Annotated in this window: 19 protein-coding genes; 7 read left to right on the top strand and 12 right to left on the bottom strand. The window is 59.5% G+C overall.

The window, feature by feature from the left end; all coding sequences use genetic code 11:
* Positions 1 to 181: 181 nt before the first annotated feature.
* From ACX3YF_RS11120 to ACX3YF_RS11065, 12 genes are all read right to left on the bottom strand, one after another.
* Complete coding sequence (locus tag ACX3YF_RS11120) at positions 182 to 2263, bottom strand: methyl-accepting chemotaxis protein (protein ID WP_458973748.1); 2082 nt, start codon at positions 2261 to 2263, stop codon at positions 182 to 184.
* A gap of 202 nt (positions 2264 to 2465) precedes the next feature.
* Complete coding sequence (gene argE, locus ACX3YF_RS11115) at positions 2466 to 3623, bottom strand: acetylornithine deacetylase (RefSeq protein WP_458973747.1); 1158 nt, start codon at positions 3621 to 3623, stop codon at positions 2466 to 2468.
* Positions 3620 to 4774, bottom strand: a complete 1155-nt coding sequence (locus ACX3YF_RS11110) for an NAD(P)/FAD-dependent oxidoreductase (protein ID WP_458973746.1) — start codon at positions 4772 to 4774, stop codon at positions 3620 to 3622. Before ACX3YF_RS11110 ends, argE begins: the two co-directional genes overlap by 4 nt.
* On the bottom strand, positions 4771 to 6162 hold the full coding sequence (locus ACX3YF_RS11105; protein ID WP_458973745.1) for an FAD/NAD(P)-dependent oxidoreductase: 1392 nt from the start codon (positions 6160 to 6162) through the stop codon (positions 4771 to 4773). The genes ACX3YF_RS11110 and ACX3YF_RS11105 overlap by 4 nt, the downstream gene beginning before the upstream one ends.
* On the bottom strand, positions 6144 to 6452 hold the full coding sequence (locus tag ACX3YF_RS11100; RefSeq protein WP_458973744.1) for a (2Fe-2S)-binding protein: 309 nt from the start codon (positions 6450 to 6452) through the stop codon (positions 6144 to 6146). Before ACX3YF_RS11100 ends, ACX3YF_RS11105 begins: the two co-directional genes overlap by 19 nt.
* Positions 6449 to 8293 (bottom strand): ABC transporter ATP-binding protein, encoded by a 1845-nt coding sequence (locus ACX3YF_RS11095; protein ID WP_458973743.1) that lies wholly within the window; start codon positions 8291 to 8293, stop codon positions 6449 to 6451. Before ACX3YF_RS11095 ends, ACX3YF_RS11100 begins: the two co-directional genes overlap by 4 nt.
* Before the next feature lies 1 nt (position 8294).
* The gene (locus ACX3YF_RS11090; protein WP_458973742.1) at positions 8295 to 9170 is read right to left on the bottom strand and encodes an ABC transporter permease; all 876 of its coding nucleotides are present in this window, start codon (positions 9168 to 9170) and stop codon (positions 8295 to 8297) included.
* A complete protein-coding gene (locus ACX3YF_RS11085; protein WP_458973741.1) occupies positions 9167 to 10123 on the bottom strand; it encodes an ABC transporter permease in 957 nt (318 codons plus the stop codon). The genes ACX3YF_RS11090 and ACX3YF_RS11085 overlap by 4 nt, the downstream gene beginning before the upstream one ends.
* A 46-nt stretch (positions 10124 to 10169) precedes the next feature.
* On the bottom strand, positions 10170 to 11816 hold the full coding sequence (locus tag ACX3YF_RS11080) for an ABC transporter substrate-binding protein (RefSeq protein WP_458973740.1): 1647 nt from the start codon (positions 11814 to 11816) through the stop codon (positions 10170 to 10172).
* Positions 11817 to 11901: 85 nt separating this feature from the next.
* Entirely contained in the window at positions 11902 to 13176 is a 1275-nt protein-coding gene (locus tag ACX3YF_RS11075; protein WP_458973739.1) for an NAD(P)/FAD-dependent oxidoreductase, read from the bottom strand.
* Positions 13177 to 13212: 36 nt separating this feature from the next.
* Positions 13213 to 13881, bottom strand: a complete 669-nt coding sequence (locus ACX3YF_RS11070) for a haloacid dehalogenase type II (protein WP_458973738.1) — start codon at positions 13879 to 13881, stop codon at positions 13213 to 13215.
* A gap of 902 nt (positions 13882 to 14783) precedes the next feature.
* A complete protein-coding gene (locus tag ACX3YF_RS11065; RefSeq protein WP_458973737.1) occupies positions 14784 to 15668 on the bottom strand; it encodes a LysR family transcriptional regulator in 885 nt (294 codons plus the stop codon).
* A 95-nt stretch (positions 15669 to 15763) separates the two neighbouring features.
* Here ACX3YF_RS11065 and ACX3YF_RS11060 point away from each other — a divergent pair, with 95 nt between their 5' ends.
* The 7 genes from ACX3YF_RS11060 (at position 15764) to ACX3YF_RS11030 (ending at position 22755) form a co-directional block, all read left to right on the top strand.
* Complete coding sequence (locus ACX3YF_RS11060) at positions 15764 to 16900, top strand: DSD1 family PLP-dependent enzyme (RefSeq protein WP_458973736.1); 1137 nt, start codon at positions 15764 to 15766, stop codon at positions 16898 to 16900.
* Positions 16890 to 17309, top strand: a complete 420-nt coding sequence (locus tag ACX3YF_RS11055; RefSeq protein WP_458973735.1) for a RidA family protein — start codon at positions 16890 to 16892, stop codon at positions 17307 to 17309. Before ACX3YF_RS11060 ends, ACX3YF_RS11055 begins: the two co-directional genes overlap by 11 nt.
* Positions 17306 to 17614: a (2Fe-2S)-binding protein gene (locus tag ACX3YF_RS11050; RefSeq protein WP_458973734.1), complete on the top strand. Its 309-nt coding sequence runs from the start codon at positions 17306 to 17308 to the stop codon at positions 17612 to 17614. Before ACX3YF_RS11055 ends, ACX3YF_RS11050 begins: the two co-directional genes overlap by 4 nt.
* The gene (locus ACX3YF_RS11045) at positions 17596 to 18987 is read left to right on the top strand and encodes an FAD/NAD(P)-dependent oxidoreductase (protein ID WP_458973733.1); all 1392 of its coding nucleotides are present in this window, start codon (positions 17596 to 17598) and stop codon (positions 18985 to 18987) included. The genes ACX3YF_RS11050 and ACX3YF_RS11045 overlap by 19 nt, the downstream gene beginning before the upstream one ends.
* The gene (locus ACX3YF_RS11040; protein ID WP_458973732.1) at positions 18984 to 20168 is read left to right on the top strand and encodes an NAD(P)/FAD-dependent oxidoreductase; all 1185 of its coding nucleotides are present in this window, start codon (positions 18984 to 18986) and stop codon (positions 20166 to 20168) included. The genes ACX3YF_RS11045 and ACX3YF_RS11040 overlap by 4 nt, the downstream gene beginning before the upstream one ends.
* 59 nt (positions 20169 to 20227) lie before the next feature.
* Positions 20228 to 21085 (top strand): GNAT family N-acetyltransferase, encoded by an 858-nt coding sequence (locus ACX3YF_RS11035; protein ID WP_458973731.1) that lies wholly within the window; start codon positions 20228 to 20230, stop codon positions 21083 to 21085.
* A 209-nt stretch (positions 21086 to 21294) separates the two neighbouring features.
* Positions 21295 to 22755 carry an aldehyde dehydrogenase family protein gene (locus ACX3YF_RS11030; protein ID WP_458973730.1) on the top strand — a complete coding sequence of 487 codons (1461 nt, stop codon included), beginning with the start codon at positions 21295 to 21297 and terminating at the stop codon, positions 22753 to 22755.
* The last annotated feature ends 51 nt before the right edge of the window (positions 22756 to 22806 follow it).

Below are 22806 nucleotides of genomic sequence, written 5' to 3'. Positions count from 1 at the left end.
CCTTCAGTCTATTGTGTCGCCACAGACGAGGATGCTGAAAGCGCCGCCCCGGCAGCCTTGAATGCTGAAAATCAGCATTCGACAGCAGGCTCTACTGTTGGTTTGTGATGGCTATCGTCACGCTCCCAGGTACCGAGATGCAGCCGGTTATCGGGTATGAATGAGGCGCAACGAGTCTCGATCAGACGATGAAATGCTTGACCATGCTATTCAGCTCGCGGGCCAATCCCGCGAGCTCCCGACTAGAGACTTGGCTCTGATTGGCCCCGACCGTGGCCTGTTGGGAAACATCACGGATATTGAGCAGGTTGCGATCCACCTCACGGGCAACATGGGATTGCTCTTCGGTGGCACTGGCAATACACAGATTGCGTTCGTTGATCTGGGCGATGTCGTCTACGATGGCATTCAGTGCCGCGCCAGCCGCACGGGCGACCTCCAGGGTCTCCCGAGTTTTACCATTACTGCTTTGCATGGCTCGTAGCGTGCCGTGACTGCTTTTTTGCACTGATCCGATGATGCTCTCAATCTGCTTGGTCGACTCCTGGGTTCGTTGCGCCAAGGCCCGGACCTCGTCGGCCACCACAGCGAAGCCCCGTCCGCTTTCGCCCGCGCGAGCCGCCTCGATCGCCGCATTTAAGGCGAGCAGATTCGTTTGTTCGGCAATGCCACGAATCACATCCAACACCGAGCCGATGTCACCTATCTGACCTGCCAGGGCTTGTAGGGCGCTTGCGGTATCCTCGATATCCTCGCTCAATGATTCGATGGCACCAACTGTACGGCTGACGCTGTCTTGCCCCTGACGCGAACGCTGGTCTGCTGCTTGAGAAACCTCCGAGGCCCAAGCGGCATTACGCGCCACGTCTTCGATCGCACCTGTCATCTCTGTGACCGCAGTGGCCGCCTGGTCGAGTTCAGCACTCTGGCGTTGCACACCACGGGTGGCGTCATCGGTCACGGAACTTAACTGAGCCGACGTCGAGGCCAGTCGATCGGAAGAACTCAAAACCTGCCTGACCGTACTGCGCAGATTCATTTGCATGCGCTCAAGCGCCTGCAGAAGGCGTGCAGCTTCATCCATACCAACGATATCCAGTGGTTGGGTCAGGTCACCCTCGGCGATACGCTCGGCGGCTGCCATGGCCATCGCCAACTGTTTGAGCAGACGCAGCACGATCAAGGTGGCCAAGGTACCACCAGCTAACAACAGCGCCAGCAAACCTGCGGACATCAGGAGGAGACTCTGCCAGGCACTGTCGCGGCGTTTCACCAGCGCCTCATCGAGTGCCGTCAGCGCTGAGCGGCCAACGGCATACAAGGCGTCAACAGGTTTATTGTAAGCCGCGAGATAGTCGCCGACCGGGTAATTCAGCTTAAGCGCGTACAGGGCATCGGTAGACTCGTTATTCCCGGCGGTGTTTGCACTGGGCGCGAAATCCATGTCCATTTCAACAGCCGATACCAATCGCGAATTGCTGAGTTCAAGCGCCTGCTGGATTTGCGGACCTAACGCCGTTAGCGGCGCTTCGAGCAGAGCCTTGAGTTCAGGCTCGGCGGCACTCGCCTTGGTCAAGGCACGTGCCATCTTGTCAATGCTGCTCAGCGCCTGGGTGGACAAGCCACGCAGTGCACCTTGTTGCTCAGGCAGGATCCGCCCCTGCGCCAGATACAGGCCGCCGGCACCCCGCAACTGACCTAATAACTCGGTGGCCTGCGGCAATTCGATCAAGGCACCCGCCATTAGCGAGTAAGTCCCTAATACTGGATCAAAGGAGAGTTTGAAGTGATCGAGCATTGCGTCCTCGATCAGCAGGTAGGCTGCGATCAACTGGCTATGACGGGCCAGACTCTGCGGGCCCTTGACTGTGGACTGAGCAACCTGGCCGGCCAGCTCTTGCCATTGTTGCTGCGCCTGTCGCCAGGCAGCCAGAATGGTGGGAGCGACTTGGGCCTCCTGTAAAACCCGATCGGTTGCCGCGAGGGCGCGATCCACTTCGGCCTGTTTATCCAGACGGGCTTTGTTGAAGTCCCGGTTGCCGGCCAGCGCGGCGGATGACAAATCGCGATGCTGCTGCGTCAAGTGAATAAGCTCGAGCAACACCAGCACCGGTCGTATGCCGCGTAGCTCCTGATTTGTCTGGTAGCTACTCTGATAGGAGCCAAGTACGTAAAGGCAGGTTGGAATGGTAATCAGGGTCACGGCTAGCAAGCCGAGCAAGACGAACTTGCCAGCGAATGTCAGGCGCTCAAGCACTTTCATGGGGGGACTCCGGAAGGGTTGCGAGTGGCTGGGTCAACAGCCCCGGTCAAGCAAGCCTGGGAAGCCTTTCTCAGCACTTCCCACACTGTCAGTACGGGTGAGCGGGTGAACTCAAACTCGGGACGTCACGCGTTCCTGGACGCCATGCCATAACAGGGCCATAAGCGCGGTGAGCGAGTGTCCGGAGTAGGCAAACGCAACACTAGAGCCGCATCGAGCCCAACAAACCTTGCAGAAAGTGCTCGCCGGCTTCCATCTGGCTGATCTCGATGAACTCGTCAGGCTTGTGTGCCTGTTCTATCGAGCCCGGGCCACAGACCACAACCGGCACATCCAAGCGTTGTTTGAACAACCCGCCCTCGGTGCCGAATGAAACTTTGGCAGTGCCGGTGTCCGGCGCGGCAAAGTTTTTCAGAAAACGCACTGCTTCAACGCTTGGGTGGGTATCGAGGCCCGGATAAACGTTCAGGGTTTCGATCTCGATATCCGCCACGCTGGACAGCTTTTTGGCTTCGCGAACGATCAGCTCGGCCCGTTCGCGCATCTGCTCCAGGAACTGATCCAGGTCGTCCGCCGGCAAGTTACGCACTTCGAAATCCAGGGTGCACAGGTTCGGCACGATGTTCAGCGCCTTGCCGCCGACGATCTGCCCGACATGCACGGTGCTGTAGGGCACGTCGTATTCGGTATCCTGAGCGCCCCGCTCTTGCAAATGCTTCTGGCCCTGACGCAGCGCGGCGATGAAGTCGCAAGCCACATGAATCGCATTGACCGAGCGCGGTGCCAGCGAAGAATGGGCCTCCAGGCCGCGACAGTAAGTGCGGTAAGAACCCTTGCCCTTGTGCCCGAGCACGAACTGCATATTGGTCGGCTCACCGATCACGCACAAAAAGGGCCGCACTGGCGCCAGATGCAACACATCCAGTAAACGCCGCACACCGACACAGCCGATTTCTTCGTCATGGGACAGCGCCAGTTGCAACGGCCGGTTCAATGAATGATCGGCGGCATCGAGCATGGCGTCGATGGCCAGCGCGACAAAGCCCTTCATATCGCAACTGCCACGGCCATAAATCCGCCCGTCCTGTACCGTCGCCTGAAACGCCGGGAAGGTCCAGGCCTGTCCCGCTGCCGGCACCACATCGGTGTGCCCGGACAGCAGAATTCCCGGCACCTCCCGTGGACCGGTGCTGGCAAACAGATTGGCCTTTTTGCCGCTTTCATCCTTGACGATCAACGACTCGATACCCTTGGTCAGCAGCAGATCGCGCACGTACTCAATCAAGGCCATGTTCGATTCCGAAGAAACGGTTTCAAAGGCCATCAGGCGTTTAAGAATGTCCAGTACACGGAGCTTCATGAGGCCTTGCTCCGTTGCTCGACTGAAGAGGCGAACCGGCGGATGGAGAACGGCTCAATCGAAGTGCTGGTACTGCCGGTGCTGATCAGTTCGGCCATCACATCGCCGACGCCCGGGCCGAGCTGGAAGCCATGGCCGCAGAAGCCGAAGGCATAGAACAAACCATCGACCGTACCGCTTGGTCCCATGATCGGCAAGGAATCAGGTAGGTAACCCTCGATGCCGCTCCAAACCCGGATAATGTTCAGATTGCCGACACCCGGCAGCAGGCGACGCATCTGATCCATTTGATTGAGCAGACTGCGCGGTTCGAAATAGGCCCGACGATTGAGCATGTCCGGCTTACTCCGATAACCGCCGCCGATGACGATGTTGCCGCGCGGGATCTGGCGGAAATAGATCACTTCCTCGGGAATCTTGGTGTACACGCCGATCACCGTCGGCAAGGCGTAAGGCACCGGTTCGGTCACGGCCATTTGCGGGCCGTGGGTGTCCAGCGGCACCGGTTCGCCGAACTGTGCCGAGAGTTTCTGGCCCCAGGCGCCAGCGGTGATCAACAGCTGAGCGGCGCTGAACTGACGACCATCGGTGGTACTGATGCTGAACTCGCCCCCGACCTTTTGCACCTCGGCCACTTCAGTGCGCTCTTCGATCTGAGCACCGAGGCGTCGTGCTGCGCGGGCAAACGCCGGCGCCGCCAGACGCGGGTTGGCGTGCCCGTCGTGGGGCGCGTAGGAGCCGCCCTTAACGTCTGGCCCGAGGAACGGGAACCGCACGCGGAGCTCGGCACCGCGATAGATCTTGAGGTCCAGTTGCGCCGCTTCGGGCGCGGCGGCATAGGCCTCAAGTTCGGCGATCTCGTCTTCGCGGTAACATACCCGCATATGCCCACTGGCGATGAATTCGAGGTCGTCATCGATCAGCTCCGGCAGACGCTTCCACAACGCCCAGGACCGATTGGCCAACTCAAGCTGACCGAGGTAGCGCCCCTGTCGCCGGACGTTGCCGAAGTTCACGCCGCTGGCGTACTGACCAATCTGGTCACGCTCCAGCAGGATCACCGACTGACCCCGCTGACGCAAAAAAAACGCCGCCGCCGAACCCATCAGGCCGCCGCCGACAATCACGACATCGGCTTTGTGAACCGTCATGGCGACACCTCCTCGGTGAGCATTGAAAGGGGTTTGACTGGTGCCTGGCCGCGTTGTCGGCCAACCTGCTGCACACTGACGCCGGCCGCAGCAGCAATGACCTCGGCCCCGGCCTGGGAGCAATAACGGCCTTGGCAGCGACCCATGCCGACACGGCTGAACGCCTTGGCACGATTGACCTCGCAGGCCCCTTTTTCGCTGACGGTGCGGCGCAACTCCCCAGCGCTGATCATTTCGCAGCGACAAACGATGGCTTTGTCCGGCAGCGCCTTGGCCTGTGCCGCAGGCCAGGGAAACGCCTGGGCCAGCCCAAGGCGAAACTGATCCATCACCTCCAGCGCGTGGCGTTGTTCGTCGCGCATCCCGGCATTCACCGGTTGCTGCAGATCCTCCAGCAGCGCCATGGCCACCAGCCGTCCGGCGTGCTCAGCGGCATCGGCGCCACGGATCTTCGCCCCATCCCCGGCGGCATACACACCGTTGACGGTTGTCCGGCCTTCCTCGTCCACGGCCACCCACCATTGACCGGACGCTTCATCAAAGCGCATGCGGCAACCGGCCAGGTCGGCCAACTGCGTTTCCGGGCGCAAGTGATAACCCAGGGCCAAGGCATCGCAATCCACCGTCAAGGTCTCACCGCGTGCCGTGCGCACGCGTACGCTACTGACACCGCTGGCCGCATCGCCCAGCACTTGAAGCGGCGAAATTCCCAGGTGCACCGGGATCTTCGCCCGGTAAAGCTGCGCCAATAACTTCATCCCGGTGAACAGCAACCCCGGACGCGCCAGCAGTTTCGGCATGGCAAGGATCCGTTTGCTCAACGGCGAGGTGTCGAGCACTGCCGCGACCTTGGCTCCCGCCTTCACATACTGACTGGCAACCAGATACAGCAACGGTCCGCTGCCCATGAATACCACACGGTGGCCGATGGACACGGCCTGGGATTTCAAGGCGATCTGTGCCCCGCCGAGGCTGTAAGTGCCCGCCAACTGCCAGCCTTCAATCGGCATCAAGCGGTCGGTGGCACCGGTGCAGAGGATCAGCGCGTCGTAATCCACCGTAGAGTGCTTGCCTTGGCTGACGCAGCACAGTTGCCCCGGTGTCAGGTTCCACACCAGCGTGTCCGGGCGGTAGTCGATCTGCCCGCGCAAGCGGTCGAAGCTCTGGTGCAGGTCATTGGCCTTGGCGGCCTCGGTGCCATACAGGGTGGCATAATCGCGGGTAAAACCTTCGGGTTGGCGACGGTAGATCTGCCCGCCATCCCGGCGATTCTCGTCGATCAGGATGGGCTTGAATCCAGCGGCGACCAGGGTTTCGGCACAACGTGTGCCGGCGGGCCCGGCGCCGACGATAACGACTCGATGAGTGCTCAACCGCGCAGTGGCCATATCGCCTCCGGTTGTGTAGTGACAATATCCAGCCCTTCACGGACCTCATTGGAGCAGGCGCGTAGACGTTCACCGCCGCGGGTCCAGACCCAACAGTCCTGGCAAGCGCCCATCAGACAGAAACCGGCGCGGCGACCCGAATCGAACTCCGATTGACGCAAGGCCAAACCCTGAGTCAGCAAGGCGACCATCAGCGTATCGCCCTGCAGCGCTTCGATGGGCATGCCGTCTACCTGCAGTTTGACAGTGGGCCGGTCCTGTTCGGCCAGTCTTACGAAACGCCCGTTCATGCATAGGCTCCCACGGTCATACTGTTGGAATCCTGCTGAGTGTTCAGCAACTCGGCACTGTCGTGATGGCAAAGGATTTCACTGCCGCCCACAATCATCCGACGGTCCGGCGGAACACAATTGCACAGGCCATCGACCCGCACCGGGCAACGATTGAGGAACGTGCACAGCCCAGGCACATTGGCTTTTGCACCAATGGGCGGCAGCGTGCCGCAGGTCGTTGTGCCACAGCTTTCCAGCCATCCCTGACGCAACTCCGGCACCGAATGGATCAACAAGTCGGTGTAGGGATGGAACGGTGCCTGGGCAAATGACTGACGAGTGCCGGCCTGAATCTTGTGGCCGCTGTACATCACCACGATGTCGTCGCACAGCGCTCGTACGGTAGAAATGTCGTGGCTGATGAACAGATACGAAACCCCCAGCTCCTGACGCAGGTCGCGCAGCAGTTCGAGAATTGCTGCACCGACCACCGTGTCCAGTGCCGAGGTTACTTCGTCGCACAGAATCAGATCCGGTTTGGCCGCCAAGGCCCGGGCCAGATTGACTCGTTGCTTTTGTCCGCCGGACAGTTCATTCGGCCGCCGTTCGGCCAGGGTCCGGGGAAGACGCACCAGATCCAGCAACTCGCCGATGCGTTCGCGCAGCGCGGCCCCCTTGAGGCCGAAATACATTTTCAGCGGACGACTCAGGATCGTGCTGACACTGTGCATCGGATTGAGTGCGGTGTCGGCGTTCTGAAAGACCATCTGAATGCGTCGGAACTGCTCGTCAGTGCGTTCGGATAGAGTACCGCCCAAAGGCTGACCATCGAACGTCAACCCACCGCGGGCCGGCGTCAGCAATCCCGCCACCACTCGAGCCAAGGTCGACTTACCGGAACCCGACTCACCGATCACCCCAATGGCCTGCCCCCTGCGCACCGTCAGATCGATGTCCTCCAGAACGCGAATCAATGGCATACCGTGCGGGTCTTTGTTGCCGTAACCGGCGGTCAGGCCCTGGATAGTCAGTAAAGGCGTGTCTTCAGCGATACCGCAGGGTGGACGAATCGTCGTGTCCGGCCGTGCTGCCGCCAGCAAGCTGCGGGTGTATTCATGGGCCGGGCCTTTGAGCATTGGCGCCGTGGCACTCTGTTCGAAGATTTCGCCACCATTGAGCACCACTATCTGATCTGCCATCTGCGCCACTACGGCCAGGTCATGGGATACATAGACTGCCGTCGCCCCGCGTTCACGCACTACACGTTTGAAGGCTCGCAGCACATCGATCTGAGTGGTCACATCAAGCGCCGTCGTCGGCTCGTCGAGCACTACCAACAGTGGATCACTGATCAGTGCCATGGCCGCCATCACCCGCTGCAGTTGCCCGCCGGAGACTTGATGGGGGTAGCGCTGGCCGATGCGATCGGGGTCGGGCAGGGCCAGATCGCGAAACAATTCGATAGCCTTGGCTTCGAGGACAACGCGGCTGCCCAAGCCATGAATCAACGCACCTTCCACCACCTGATCGATGAGTCTTTTCGCCGGGTTGAACGCCGCGGCGGCACTCTGGGCGATGTACGAAACCCGGTTGCCGCGCAGGCCTTGCAGCTCGCTTTCGCTCACCGACAGCATGTCATGCTCGCCAACCTGCACCACGCCGCCCGCCAAGCGACAACCGCGCCGGGCGTAACCGAGCAGCGCTAGGGCAATAGTTGTCTTGCCGGAGCCGGACTCGCCAATCAGTGCCAGCACTTCACCTTTTGCCAGGGAGAAACTCACGCCCTTGACGATTTCTACCTCGCCGCGCTCGCCACAGGCGACCACGCGCAGGTTCTCGACTCGAATCAAATCACTCATTTCAATGACCTCCCGTACGACGACTGCGTCGCGACGCCAACTGGTCGATCAGCAGATTCACACCGATGGTCAGGGTGCCGATGGCCAGCGCTGGAATCACGATGGCCGGCGCGCCCTGGTTGAGGCCACCAATGTTTTCCCTCACCAGCGAACCGAGGTCGGCATCTGGCGGTTGCACACCGAGACCCAGGAAGCTCATGCCACTGAGCAACAGCACGATGTAACCGAAACGCAGGCCTAGATCGGTCAAGACCGGATTGAGCATGTTCGGCAGGATTTCTACGCAAGCGACGTACAAACGGCGCTCGCCACGGGTACGGGCTACTTGCACATACTCTAGGGCTTCGATGTTCACTGCCATGCTGCGGGCGACGCGGAAGGCGCCCGGTGTGTAACTCATCACTGCAGCGCAGATCAGCAAGGTAACCGACGATCCGAAAGCCGAGACCATGATCAGCGCCAACATCTTGCTTGGAATCGAAATAAAGGCGTCCATCAAGCGACTGATCACCTCATCCACCCACTTTGGCGCAACGACCGATAGCAACGCGCAGAGGGTCCCAAGACCACTGGCGAGGACCGCCGAGACCAGCGCCAAACCCACAGTAAATCGCGCCCCGACAAGAATTCGACTGAGCATGTCACGACCGAGGTAATCGGTGCCAAATAGGTAAGCCGCGCTCAGACTGTCGAAGATATTGTCGGAGACCACTTCCCCCACCGGGTGCGGCGCCAACCACGGGCCGAATATCGCCACCAGCAACCACAGGAAACACATTGCAGCCCCGACCAGCCCTAGCCAGGATCGTCCACTAGACACCTTGCTGAGCGCTACGTCGGAAGCTGCAGGCGTCGATTTCACAATGAAATTTTTCATTGGTTTTTCAGCCTCGGATTGGACAGAATCGAGCACAGGTCGGCAATGAGCACCAACACAAGGTACGCCGTACAAAACAGCATGGTGCAGGCCTGGACCAGCGCCATATCGCGGTTGGTCACCGCATCGACCATCAGGCTGGCGATGCCGGGATAGTTGAAGATCGTCTCGACGATCACCACCCCACCCAACAGATAGGACAGGCTCAGGGCGATGGCATTAGCGATGGGCCCGATGGCATTGGGTAAGGCATGGCGAAGGACAATCCGCACCGGGCTCACGCCCTTGAGCCGGGCCATTTCCACGTAGGGACTGTCCAGTTGATCGATCACCGCCGCCCGGGTCATACGGGCCATTTGCGCGACGATCACGCAGCACAGGGTCATCACCGGCAAGGCGTAAGTACGCATGAATTGCCAGGGTGAGGTGATGTCGCTGGCGTACGACAGCGCCGACAACCAGCCCAGATTCACCGCAAAAATCAGCACCGCCAAGGTCGCCACCAAAAACTCCGGTACGGCCACCATGGTCAGGGTAATAAAACTCAGAAAGCCGTCGATGCGCCCGCCGCGGCCCATGGCCGAACCGATGCCCAGCATCAGCGCCACCGGTACAGACACCAGCGCCGTGGCGCCCGCCAGCATCAGGGTGTTGGGTACCCGCCCGGCCATCAACTCGCTGACCGGCATGGTGTTGGAGACGGACACCCCCATGTCACCGCTCAGCAAGTTCATCAACCAGTGCAGGTATCGCAACACACCGGGTTGATCCAGCCCCAGTTTCAGACGCAAGGCCGCCACCTGTTCCTGCGTGGCGAACTGCCCCAGAGACTGTTGCGCCGCGTCCCCCGGCAGCACCGCCGTGATGGCGAAGACCACCATGGACACAATCAACAAGGTCATGATCGCCGCCCCCAAACGCCGGCCGATCAACCACAGTGTGTTGCTATTCATCACTCTATCCTCTTGCAATATCGCAGCAGCAAAAACCAGCCTTTCATCAAGCGTCTAACCAGACCTGCTCGGCGAACATGTACCCCATGAAACCGCCCAGCGGGTTAGTGCCATAGCCCTTGATGCGCTGGTCGACGCCATCGATGTTGCTGATGAACACCGGTATGCCGATACCACAGTGGTCATGCACCAGGGTCTGCATGTCCCCGTACATCTTGCTACGCTTGGCGTCGTCGGTTTCTGCACGGGCGAGCATCAGTAACTGGTCGAACTGCTCGTTCTGCCAGCCCGACTCGTTCCAGGGCGCTTTCGACTGGAAGAACTGCGAGAACATCACATCGGCATTCGGCCGCGGGTTGATGTTGCCGAAGCTCAACGGGTGCTTCATCCAGTGGTTGGACCAGTAGCCATCGGCCGGTAGACGGTTGACGTCGAGCTTGAGCCCGGCCTGTTTTGCCGACTGTTGCAACAGCACCGCGATGTCCACCGAACCGGTGGCGGCCGGCGATGCCGCCAGCGGCATGCTGATGCTTTCCATGCCAGCCTTCTTCAGCAGGAACTTGGCTTTTTCCGGGTCGTAGACAGTCTGTGGCAGGTCGGCGTTGAAGTAGCGCGAACCGGGGGCAATCGGATGGTCGTTACCGACCACGGCAAAGCCACGGAACACCGCGGATTTGATCTGCTCGCGATCCAGCAGGTATTTCATGGCCTGGGTGAATTCCGGGCTTTTGCCAGGCATCTGATCCTGACGGATGATCAAATCCGTGTAGTTACCCGATGGTGCAGCCACCGCCCGGTGCCCCGCGCTGGCCTTGATGCGCACCGTCGAGCGCGGGTTGACTTCGTTGATGATCTGCACGTCGCCCGACAGCAGCGCGTTGACCCGCGATGACTCGTCGGCAATGCCGATGAACTCGATCTCGTCCAGATATGGCAGACCTGGCTTCCAGTAGTCAGCATTACGCACGGCAAGCGAGCGCACACCGGGATTGAACTCCTTGGCCTTGAACGGCCCGGTGCCAATGCCCTGGTTGAAATCGGTGGTGCCTTCGGGGACGATCAGCATATGTGAAACCGCGAGCATCGACGGCAGCTCGGCATTCGGGCCGGTCAGACGAATCTGCACTTCGTTGGTACCGGTGGCCTTGATCTCGGCAAACTGCTCCGCCAGCGGCATGACTTTGGAACCGGTGATTGGGTCCTTGTGCCGCATTAGAGAAAACACCACATCAGCGGCTGTCAGAGCCTTACCGTTGTGGAAGGTCACCTCCTTGCGCAGGGTGATTACCCAGAGCGTGGCGTCAGTGGTGTCGATGCGCTCGGCCAACTCCAGTTGCGGCACCATATGGCTGTCGAAACGCGTCAGGCCGTTGTAGAACATGTAATGACGCACGTAGTCGGTGGACGATGAGCCTTTAGCCGGATCAAGGGTATCGGCTGTGGAGGAGCTCTGACCGGCAACGCGAATCCGTCCACCCGGTTTGCCTTTGCCAGGGCTTGCGGCTTCATCATCGGCAAACAGCTTGCCAGCGGCGCCGAACAGACTACTGGCGCCCGCGACAGCTACCCCGGCCAACCCCAGCATCTGCAGTGCATTGCGGCGCGACATGCCGCGATTGAGCCCTTCGAAAACGCGCAGACTTTCTTCACCAGTGATCAGCTTGGAGTCGATATTTTTTTTATTGTCAGTCATGTCAGTCCTACCTTTCGTCAATGATAAGGCTCGAGTGCTGGCGATTAAGCGCAGCGTGGTTGAAACGTAAAGCAACTCCATGAACTCAGTGCAGGTAGTCCTGCAGGCGGTAATACGCACCTACCAGAGGCAGGAACCAGGGCTTGCCGAAATGCCCGGGAATAGCTGGCCAATCGAGTTCGCGCCACGGGTTGGCCTCGACCTTGCCGGCCATGACCTCGGCCATGACCTGCCCCATGTGCACAGACATTTGCACCCCATGACCGCTGTAACCCATGGAGTAATAAACCCCTCCATGCTGCCCGGCCCGGGGTAACCGATCGGAGGTCATATCCACCAGTCCACCCCAGCAGTAATCGATCTTCACGCTAGCCAGTTGCGGGAACATCTGGACCATTGCCGCCTGCAAGACCTTGCCACTCTTGGCGTCGGAAATGCTGTCGGACATGGCAAACCGAGCACGACCGCCAAACAGCAAGCGGTTGTCCGGCGTCAGGCGGAAGTAGTTACCGATCATGCGGCTGGTGACATAGGAACGCCGTGCCGGTAGCAAGCTGTCGATCAGGGCCTGCGGTAGAACCTCGGTGGCAATCACGAAACTGCCCACTGGCACGATCCGCCGCCGATACCAGCCCAATCCGCCCTGCTGGCACGTGCCTGTGGCCAGCAGAACCTGCGAGGCCTGTAGCGAGCCCTTGGTGGTGTTGACCTGATAGCCGCCGCCACTGGCTTTCCAGTCCGTCACCAACACGCCCTGGAAAATCGACGCACCATGACGTGCTGCCGCCTCGGCCAGACCGACACCAAAGCGCCCGACATGCATTTGCACCCCGTTACGCTGGAGCAAGCCACCGTGGAACTGGGCCGAATTGACTTCCGCGCGGGCCTCTTGCGCGGACAGCAGCTCGACATCGGCATCGACCTCCCGCCGAATCAATTCGCAGGTGCGCGCCAGGCCTTCGTAATGCATCGGTTTGGCGGCCAGCTTGAGCTTGCCATTACGCTTGAGGTCGCAGGCAATCTGCTCCTGCTCCACCAATGAAACGACGCTCTGTACGGCGCTTTCATAGGCTTGGTAATAAGCACGCGCCTTATCAGCGCCGAGGCTGGCGCTGAGTGCCGCGTAGTCTTGGGCAACGCCGGTGCTGCAGTGCCCTCCATTGCGCCCAGAAGCCTCGCCAATCACCCGCCCTCCTTCCAGCACCGCCACACTGGCCCCCTTCAAGGCCAGGGCTCGGGCCGCGGCCAGGCCAGTGAGACCACCACCGACGATGGCCACATCGACCTGCCCGGGCAATGCGCCGAGCTGTGCACCGGTGAATTGCGGTGCGGTATCGAGCCAATAGGACTCACTGCCCATGTCTAACCCCTTTTGCCTTGAAGAGTGCCTTGAGACTTATAGACCGACCAACCCGGGCAATGCGCCGATATCCGGAATCTGGTGGTAGCCATAAACGGCATTCGCCGGCTGTTCATGACCACGAGCAACGAAGGCTTTGTTCTTGATCTTCATGTCGTGGGCCGGCATCAGGTCGTAACGGAAGCTCGATGACACATGCAGGATGTCTTCCGGGCCGCAGTTGAGGTTATCGAGCATGAACTCGAAGGCAGCCAAGCGCGGCTTGTAGGCCTGGGCTTGCTGGGCGGTGAAGACTTTATGGAAAGGTGCGCCGAGCTTGTCGACGTTGGACATGATCTGCTCGTCCATCGCGTTGGAGAAAATCACCAGCGGAATTTTGTCGGCGATTTTCGCCAGGCCGGCCGGCACGTCGGCATGCGGACCCCAGGTCGGAACGGCATCGTAATAGAGTTGACCTTCGCCCTTGTACTCGACACCCCAACGCTTGCAGACCCGCGCCAGGGCGGTCTTGAGAATCTCATCATACGGCCGCCAATCACCCATCACCTGGTCCAGGCGATAGGCGGAAAAGTCCTGGACAAACTGATCCATTTGCTCGGCAGGGACCCGATCGGCGAACAGTTCGCGCGTCATGGTTCCCATCTGAAAGTTGGTCAACGTGCCGTAGCAGTCAAAGGTAATGAACTTGGGACGAAGAAAGCTCATGAGTGCGGTCCTTAGTGATGGTTGAGGTCATGAGGGGGCAAGCAGTTACTCCGTTCTGGAAGCATCGGTGCAACGCTGCATCACGGAATTATTACAACACCAAGAGACCATGCATAAACTGTTAAAAGTATAGGCTGCTTGGTACAAACCACCGTTTTGCAGGGCTTGCTCAGCAGACTTTGCGGGACGCTCCAGACTCGAGCACTCCACCCCAAGTTCTATGCCTTTGCGGGCAGTTACGGTGCGTCGACGAGCCATGCACAACGCAAAGTGCGGCAGAATTTACGACTGGTGGAACGAGAACGCGCGCGTCCCTGAGGATACGGCCGCTGATTGTGCTGCGAGGGAGAGGTAGGCCCAACAACCTTTCGGCCTGCGGTCGTTACGATTAGCCCATACCGTTCCGGCCTTCAGGCGCCGAATACTCAAATTAGCGCTAGACGCGCAACTCTTGTTCCATAAAGATCCAGAATGGTTCTTTGAACACATCCACCGAACTTTTTCGGCTGCACTGAGCTTGTCGAAATGCCGAGAAGCCCGCATAGATCAAGACACTGAAAATGTCTTATCACGACGCCCTTGCCTATAAAATCCAAATAAGCGGCCGGGTCGAGGATGCACACGCCCGCACCCTGCACAACAAGTGTCAAGCGGTATGGGATAACCTTGCTTCTATCAGCGATAGGCGAGATACGCTGGCCAAAGCAACATTTATACGCTTCGCGCTGAGACTACCGAGCCCAGAGTAATGAAGCGTCCGTCAGCGAAATCTGCGGGTTCAATCAGGCGTTTAGCCGTCTGGGGAAAGACGTAAGCCCCTCATCAGATATTTGAAAAACACCGATCATGCATCGTCGACCAGTGCACTCCAATGAAGTGGATCCGTGCTGCCTATCGCCCTGTCATGCTTTCAATGCATCTTCTAGAAATGCCACTAACGCCTGTACACGCGGACTGCGAAGTTTGCGTGAGGGGACCAACAGGTTCATCGGAGCGCTGTCGAATTGCCAATCCGCCATCACCCGTATCAGGCTGCCGCTGGCAATAGCGTCACTTACGTCCCATTGCGAACGTAAAACCAACCCCAAGCCTTGCTCGGCCCAACGCCGAGCTACGCTTCCGTCGTTGCTCAACAACATGGGTTCGATGCGCAGCGTTTTCCGCTCCGACCCCTTACGCATATGCCATAGCGTGACATCTTCATCATTTTCACGAATGCAAATGCAGCGATGCTCGGGGAGTTGGTCCGGCGACGACAGCACACCGTGCTGCTCTAGATAGGCCGGACTGGCGCATAACCATCGGTTGTTTTGCGTGAGAGGCTTGGCGATCCACAGGCTGTCATTGAGCTGACCGATGTGAATCACAGCATCGCTGTCGTGACGATCAGGCCATGGCGTTTCGCGTAAATCCAGGTGCAGGCGAAGCTGTGGGTGCAACCTGGCGAAACGAGCCAGCAGCGGCGCAATGCGTTGTCGCCCATAGCCGAACGGCGCCGCTAACCTGAGTGTGCCAACTAGCTGCTCGTCTTTCTGCTTGAAAGATTCCGGAAGCGCCTCCAGCTGCTCCAGCAAGAGCGCGCTTTCTCGGGAGAAACGCTCGCCATCGGCGGTGAGACTCAGGCGCCGGGCATCGCGATTGGCCAGGGTCAGACCGAGCAGCGTCTCCAGCTTACGCAGACGCATGGACAGCGCCGGTGGTGAGACATTCAGAATTCTGGCAGCAGCGCTTAAAGACTCGGAGCGCGCCAGCGTTACGGCCAGACGTAGGTCTTCGACGGAGATCATTCAATTTTACTTAATGATTGATGACTATCCATTGAACCATGACTTAATGACAGCTGAGTAGAGTGGCCCCTGTACCCAGCCACCCGAGTTCTGTCATGTCAGCCTCTATTTCCTCCCTCGATACCCCCGTCGCGATAGTCGATATCTCGCGAATGCAGCGCAATATCCAGAGCATGCAGCAACGCATGGACACCCAAGGTGTGCGTTTGCGCCCGCACATCAAAACCAGCAAATGCCTCCCCGTGATCAAGGCACAGATAGCCGCTGGCGCAAGCGGTGTCACAGTTTCCACCCTGAAAGAAGCTGAGCATTGTTTCGCTGAAGGCATCAGCGACATTTTTTATGCCGTTGCAATAGCGCCTGGCAAATTGGCCCAGGCACTGACACTCAGGCGCAAAGGCTGCAGGCTGAGCGTGCTCACCGACAGCGTCATTGGGGCTCAAGCCATCGTCTCCTTTGGACAGCAGAACAACGAACGATTCGAGGTCTGGATCGAAATAGATTGCGACGGCCATCGATCAGGTCTGACCGTTGAAGACAACGCACTCACAGACGTCGCACATATCCTTGTTGAGGGGGGCATGCAATTGCGAGGCGTGATGACCCATGCCGGATCCAGTTACGAACTCGACAATCTTGAAGCGCTGCAGATTTTGGCCGAACAAGAACGCTTCCTCTGCGTCAGCGCCGCCGAAAGAATCCGCGACGCCGGCTTGACGTGCCCGGAGGTCAGCATCGGCTCCACTCCCACGGCCCTATCGGCACTGAGTCTGGAAGGCGTCACTGAAGTACGCGCAGGCGTTTATGTGTTCTTCGACCTGGTTATGCACAACATCGGCGTCTGCCAGACAGACGAGTTGGCACTGAGTGTGCTGACCACCGTCATAGGCCACCAGCAAGATAAAGGCTGGATCATCACCGATGCCGGCTGGATGGCCATGAGTCGTGATCGCGGCACGCAGCGCCAGCGACAGGACTTCGGTTACGGACAGGTGTGTACCGAAGCTGGCGACTGGATCGAGGGCGCGCTGGTCACTGGCGCCAACCAGGAACACGGCATCATCACTCTTGGAGCGGCCGAGAGCGCCAACATCGTAGCGCGCTTCCCCATCGGCAGCCGTCTGCGCATTCTGCCCAACCACGCATGTGCCACAGGCGCGCAATTCCCGGACTATCACGCCGTTGACGCAGAGGGCGTCGTGCACACCTGGAGTCGCTTACATGGCTGGTAATCAAGCAGGTTCGATCGACTTAATCCACACGGCTAACGCAGCAGCTTCGGGTGGACATTACTCCCAGGCGGTAGCGCACGAGGGTGTTTTATATGTGTCCGGGCAACTGCCGGTACGCGCGAATGGCGACCACAGTGCCGACCAACCGTTTGAGGTTCAAACATCAATCGCCCTCGACAACCTAGTGGCGATCCTCAGCGAAGCGGGCCGGAGCACGAGTGATCTGATGAAGGTCACGGTCTATGTCGTAGGGATAGAACACTGGCCCGCCTTCGATCGGATTTATGCCCATTACCTGGGTGAACATCGGCCAGCACGCGTCGTGGTGCCTGTTCCGGTCTTGCATCACGGTTACTTGATCGAAATCGAAGCGCTGGCCCGCGGTGAACAAAAGGAAACCTACCAATGACGGGGCGCCTTGCAAGACTGGGAGAGCACGAACGCCCCAGCGTAAAACTTTGCGTGGACGGCTTGCCCATCACAGCGTTGCAGGGCGACACGCTGATGGTCGCGCTGCTGACCCAGGGTTCGGGGTTGCGCCAGTCGGAGTTCGATTCGGGCCGCCGCGCCGGTTTTTGTTTGATGGGTGCCTGTCAGGATTGCTGGGTCTGGACCCGCAGCGGCGAACGCCTGCGCGCCTGTTCCAACGAAGTCCGTGACGGGCTGGACATCGTCACCACACAACCGGAGGCGACATGGCCACTGCACGGCTGAGCGCTAATAAAGTCGTTATCGTCGGCGCCGGACCGGCGGGTATTCGCTGTACCGAGACCTTGTTGGCAGCGGGCTTCAAACCGATCCTGATCGATGAAAATCGCCGCGATGGCGGGCAGATCTACCGGCGCCAGCCGGACGGCTTCACCCGGGATTACGCCACGCTGTACGGCACCGAAGCGGCCAAGGCCCGCGACCTGCACGATAGCTTCGACCGCTTGCGCGGACAGATTGATTACCGCCCGGACACCCTGGTGTGGAACCTGACGCCGGGGCAATTGTACTGTGTCAGCCAGGGCCACCACTCAACGGTGGAGTACGACGCGCTGATCCTGTGCACCGGCGCCACCGACCGCCTGATGCCGATCGAAGGCTGGCAACTCGCGGGCACCTACAGCCTCGGCGGGGCGCAGATCGCGCTCAAATCGCAAGCAGTCTCCATTGGTCACCGCGTGGTGTTCTTGGGCAGCGGGCCGTTGCTGTATCTGGTCGCCAGCCAATACCTCAAGGCCGGTGCCAACGTGGCGGCGGTGCTCGACACTTCGCCGCTGAGCAAACGCATCGGCGCCTTGCCGAAACTGCTGGCGCGTCCCGGATTGCTGTTCACCGGCATGAAGCTGTTGGCGCAGCTGTATCGGGCGAAGATTCCGGTGCACCTGGGGATCAAACCGCTGGCGGTGCAGGGCGATGCGGCCAGCGGTGTCAGTGGCGCGCGGGTGCTAACGGCTCGCGGCGAGACTTTGACTATGAGCTGCGATGCCGTGGCACTGGGTTATCACCTGCGCCCGGAAACCCAACTCGCCGACCTGGCCGGTTGCCGTCTGCGCTTCGATGAGGCCTCCAGCCAATGGTGGCTGGCCACCGATGAAGAAGGCCGGACCACGGTCAGTGGTGTTTATGCCGCCGGTGACGGCTCGAAGATTCGTGGCGCGGATGCCGCGGAACACGCCGGGCGATTGGTGGCCATGGCGTTGCTGGAAGACCTGAACCAACCAATTAACGCTGGATTACGCGACGAACAACGCCAGCCTTTAGCGGTGATGGAGCAGTTTCGCCTGGGTTTGGACCAAGCGTTTCCCTGGCCGGCGGAGCAAGCCAAAGCCTTGCCGGACACCACCATCGTTTGTCGTTGCGAGATGATCAGCGCCGGCGAATTGCGCCGCACCGTCAGGGAAAAAGGGGCCTGCGAAGTCAACCGCGCCAAGGCCTTCAGCCGGGTCGGCATGGGCCGTTGCCAAGGTCGTTATTGCTCCCAAGCCGGGGCCGAGGTGATTGCCGCGGCGGCTGGCGTCAGTGTGCAACAGGTCGGTCGGCAACGGGGTCAGGCCCCGGTCAAACCCTTACCGATGACGATCATCGAGGAGCCCTTATGAAACCGCAAAAAAGCGATGTCCTGATTATCGGCGGCGGCATCATGGGCTCGACGTCGGCGTTTTTCCTGCGTCAACGTGGGCACTCAGTCACCCTGCTGGAGCGTGACCAGATCGGTCAGTACGCCAGTGGCGTGAACTTCGGCAACGTGCGGCGCCAAGGGCGTTACCTCGGGCAGCTGGAATTGGCCAACCGTTCCTGGGCATTGTGGAAACGACTGCCGGAGCTGATCGACGACGACCTCGAGTTCATCGCCAGCGGCCATATGCGGGTGTGTTATCGCGAAGATGAAATCGCCGAGCTGGAGGCCTATGCCGCAGCGCCTGAGGCGGCGCAACTGGATCTGAGGATTTATCGCGGTGCCGAGTTGCATCGGCGTTTTCCATTCCTCGGCCCGGAGGTCAAGGGCGGTTCCTACGCGCCTCACGATGGTCACGCCAACCCGCGTCTGGCAGCGCCGGCGTTTGCCCGGGCAGCCCGGCGCCTCGGCGCGAGGATCGAAGAGCGCACCGAGGTCGTCGAGGTGCAGAAGGTCAATGACGAATTCCACGTCACGACCACCGATGGTCAGCTGTTCGTCGCCCAGCAACTGTTGATCACCGCGGGCGCCTGGGCCGCCAAGCTGTCCGAGCAATTCGGCGAACCGGTGCCGCTGGAACCCAATGGTCCGCAAATGTCGGTGACCGAGCCAGTGCCCTACGCCTTGCCGACGGTGATTGGCGTGTTTACCAAAATCAAGGAAGAGGTGATCTACTTCCGCCAGATCCCCCGCGGCAACATCATCATCGGCGGCGGCAACCGCTGCACACCGGACATGCTCAACCGGCGTGCCTACTTCCAGCCGGAAAGCCTGCTCAACCAGATGCGGCAAATGCGCCGCCTGCTGCCAGGGGCCGAAAAGCTGAACATCATCCGGGTCTGGAGCGGTATCGAGAGCTATACGCCGGACTCCCTGCCGGTCATCGGCCCCAGCGGCACCGTCGACGGCTTGTTCTACGCCTTCGGCTTCTGCGGCCATGGCTTCCAGCTTGGCCCGGGCGTCGGCGACGTGACGGCCGAACTGATCAGCACCGGCAGCACCAGCACCTTGATCAGTCCATTCGATATCCGTCGGTTTACTAACCCATCCGCGATTGCGATGCCTTCATCTACAAGCCTCCTCAGCACAGGCAAACTTATATGAGCCGCACACTGCAACGCCCTGATCGCCCCGCTCAAGATCGCCATCTTCAAGGAGGCTCCATGCCTGCAACGTCAGATTCTGTCTATCTGTACCGCACTGTAACCGCGGCGGACATGCCCGCGGCACACGCTCTCTCCTTGCACCTGAAATGGCCTCACCGAGAAGAAGACTGGGCCATGGTACAGCGCACGTCCGAAGGCTTTGTCACGGAACATAACGGACAGTTGGTCGGCGTAGCATTCGCCTGCCATCAAGGCGCTTATTCCTCAATCGGCCTAGTGATCGTGAGTGACGAGCACCAAGGAAAGGGGATCGGACGTCGACTGATGAACCTGTGCCTGGAGGCCACTGCTCCACGCACGCCAATTCTCAATGCCACCGAGTCAGGCGCACCGCTTTATGCAAGCATGGGATTCGTCGACTTCGCACGAATCCAGCAGCATCAAGGTGTGCCACAGGCACCTGCGCTGATCCCTTTGATCAAGGGCTCGTATTGTCGCACATTAGGCCCGGCCGATTACCCGAAGCTGATTGAATTGGCCAATGCTGGTAGCGGCCTGGACCGCACAACGGTACTTAACGATTTGCTCCCGATGGCCGAGTACGTGGTCGGCATTGACGTGGATGGAAAACTACAAGGTACTGCCCTGCTCCGTCGTTTTGGTCGTGGCCATATCATTGGTCCGGTTGTCGCGCAAAACCTGGAACAGGCTCAACACTTGATTACCCACCTTCTGCGTTTGATACCTGGTGCCTTTGTTCGCTTCGACATTCTGGCCGATTGCAGGTTGGCCGGCTGGCTGGAAAGCCTGGGGTTGCAGTGCGTCGACAGAGCACCGCGAATGGTTCGCGGAGTCCCCCCGCAATCAAGCGGTGGACTCCAGCAGTTTGCTCTAGTGACTCAGGCTATAGGCTAACGATCACGGCCGCCAGCAAGCGACTTTACCGGACGCATTACTGACGTAAACGGCTCAGTTACGTTAATGCAAAGTTAGTCTGGCAGATACAGCAGATTATCCCTTGCAAACTTGAAGAACGGCACATTTTGTGGGGGCACTTTGTTAGCTTATTGATGACCGATCTCTGCTACTCGCAGTGCCTATTACCGCTCCAAGGAGCTAGTTGGATGACAACTCAATCTTCGAATAGCTACAGTGTTGATCCGCAAACGTCGCACAAGTTTTATATCAATGGCCGTTGGTCTTCCCCGGCAAGCCCGGCAAGCTTGCCGGTGGTCAATCCGGCAAGTGAAGCCGTTGTTGCCGAGGTCGCACAAGGGTCTGCCGAGGATGTTGATCAGGCAGTAGCTGCGGCGCGAGCAGCGTTTCCTGGTTGGTCTACCACCTCGGCAGAATCCCGCGCGCTGTTTCTTGGAAAGATCTATGACCTTATCCTTGAGCGAAAAGAGGCTCTGGCGCAGGCGATCTCTCTCGAAATGGGCGCTGCCATCGATTTCGCACGGGCAATGCATGTGCCTCTCGCGGCCGAACACGTTCGGGTCGCACGTGATCTGCTATCCACCTATCGTTTCCAGACGATTGAAGACGGCACCGCGATTGAACGCGAACCCATAGGTGTCTGCGCTCTCATCACTCCGTGGAACTGGCCGCTGTATCAAATCACCGCGAAAGTCGCCCCGGCTATTGCTGCCGGCTGCACAGTGGTCCTGAAACCAAGCGAACTGTCGCCTCTGAGCGCCCTTCTTTTTGCGCAACTGGTGCATGACGCAGGCCTCCCGCCTGGCGTCTTCAATCTGGTGAACGGAAGTGGTCCCGAGGTCGGCGCAGCCATGGCGGCGCATCCCGATATCGACATGATTTCCATTACCGGCTCAAACCGCGCAGGCGCTCTGGTTGCACAGGCGGCCGCGCATACGGTGAAGCGCGTCACACAAGAACTGGGAGGCAAGTCCCCGAATATTCTGCTTCCCGACGCCGACTTCGCCAAAGCCGTTCCATTGGGAGTGATGTCCGCGTTCCGCAACGTGGGACAATCCTGCAGCGCCCCGACAAGAATGATCGTTCCAAAGGACAGACTGGCGGAGGTCGAGTCTCTCGCTGCAGCAACCGCCAACGCAATCATCGTTGGTGACCCGCAATCAGAAGATACGGTACTCGGCCCCATTGCCAACGAGGCGCAGTTCAATCGCGTGCAAGCAATGATCGAGGCAGGCCTTAATGAGGGTGCAAAACTCGTTTGCGGCGGACCAGGACGTGTGCCGGGCTTTGAAAAGGGCTTCTACACCCGACCGACTGTTTTCTCCGAAGTAAATTCCGCAATGCGGATCGCCCAAGAAGAAATTTTTGGTCCAGTGTTGTGCATCATTCCGTATGAGACGGTCGATGAGGCGGTCGCTATCGCAAACGACACAGTGTATGGACTGGGCGCTCATGTTCAGTCTCAGGACCTTGATCTTGCACGTGCCGTTGCCTCTCGTATCCGCGCTGGGCAAGTGCATCTGAACTACCCCGCTTGGAATCCAATGGCTCCGTTCGGCGGCTATAAACGATCTGGCAATGGTCGTGAATACGGTGTCTATGGCTTTGAAGAGTACTTGGAAACCAAAGCAATCATTGGATTTGGCTGATCGCTTGTTGGGTGCTGCGAATGGTTCGCGGAGTCCGACCGGTATCAAGTG

The sequence above is a fragment of the Pseudomonas fluorescens group sp. PF-69 genome, from assembly GCF_054481235.1.
The sequence above is the reverse complement of the archived record's forward strand: the minus strand, read 5'-3'. Positions and strand labels throughout refer to the sequence as shown.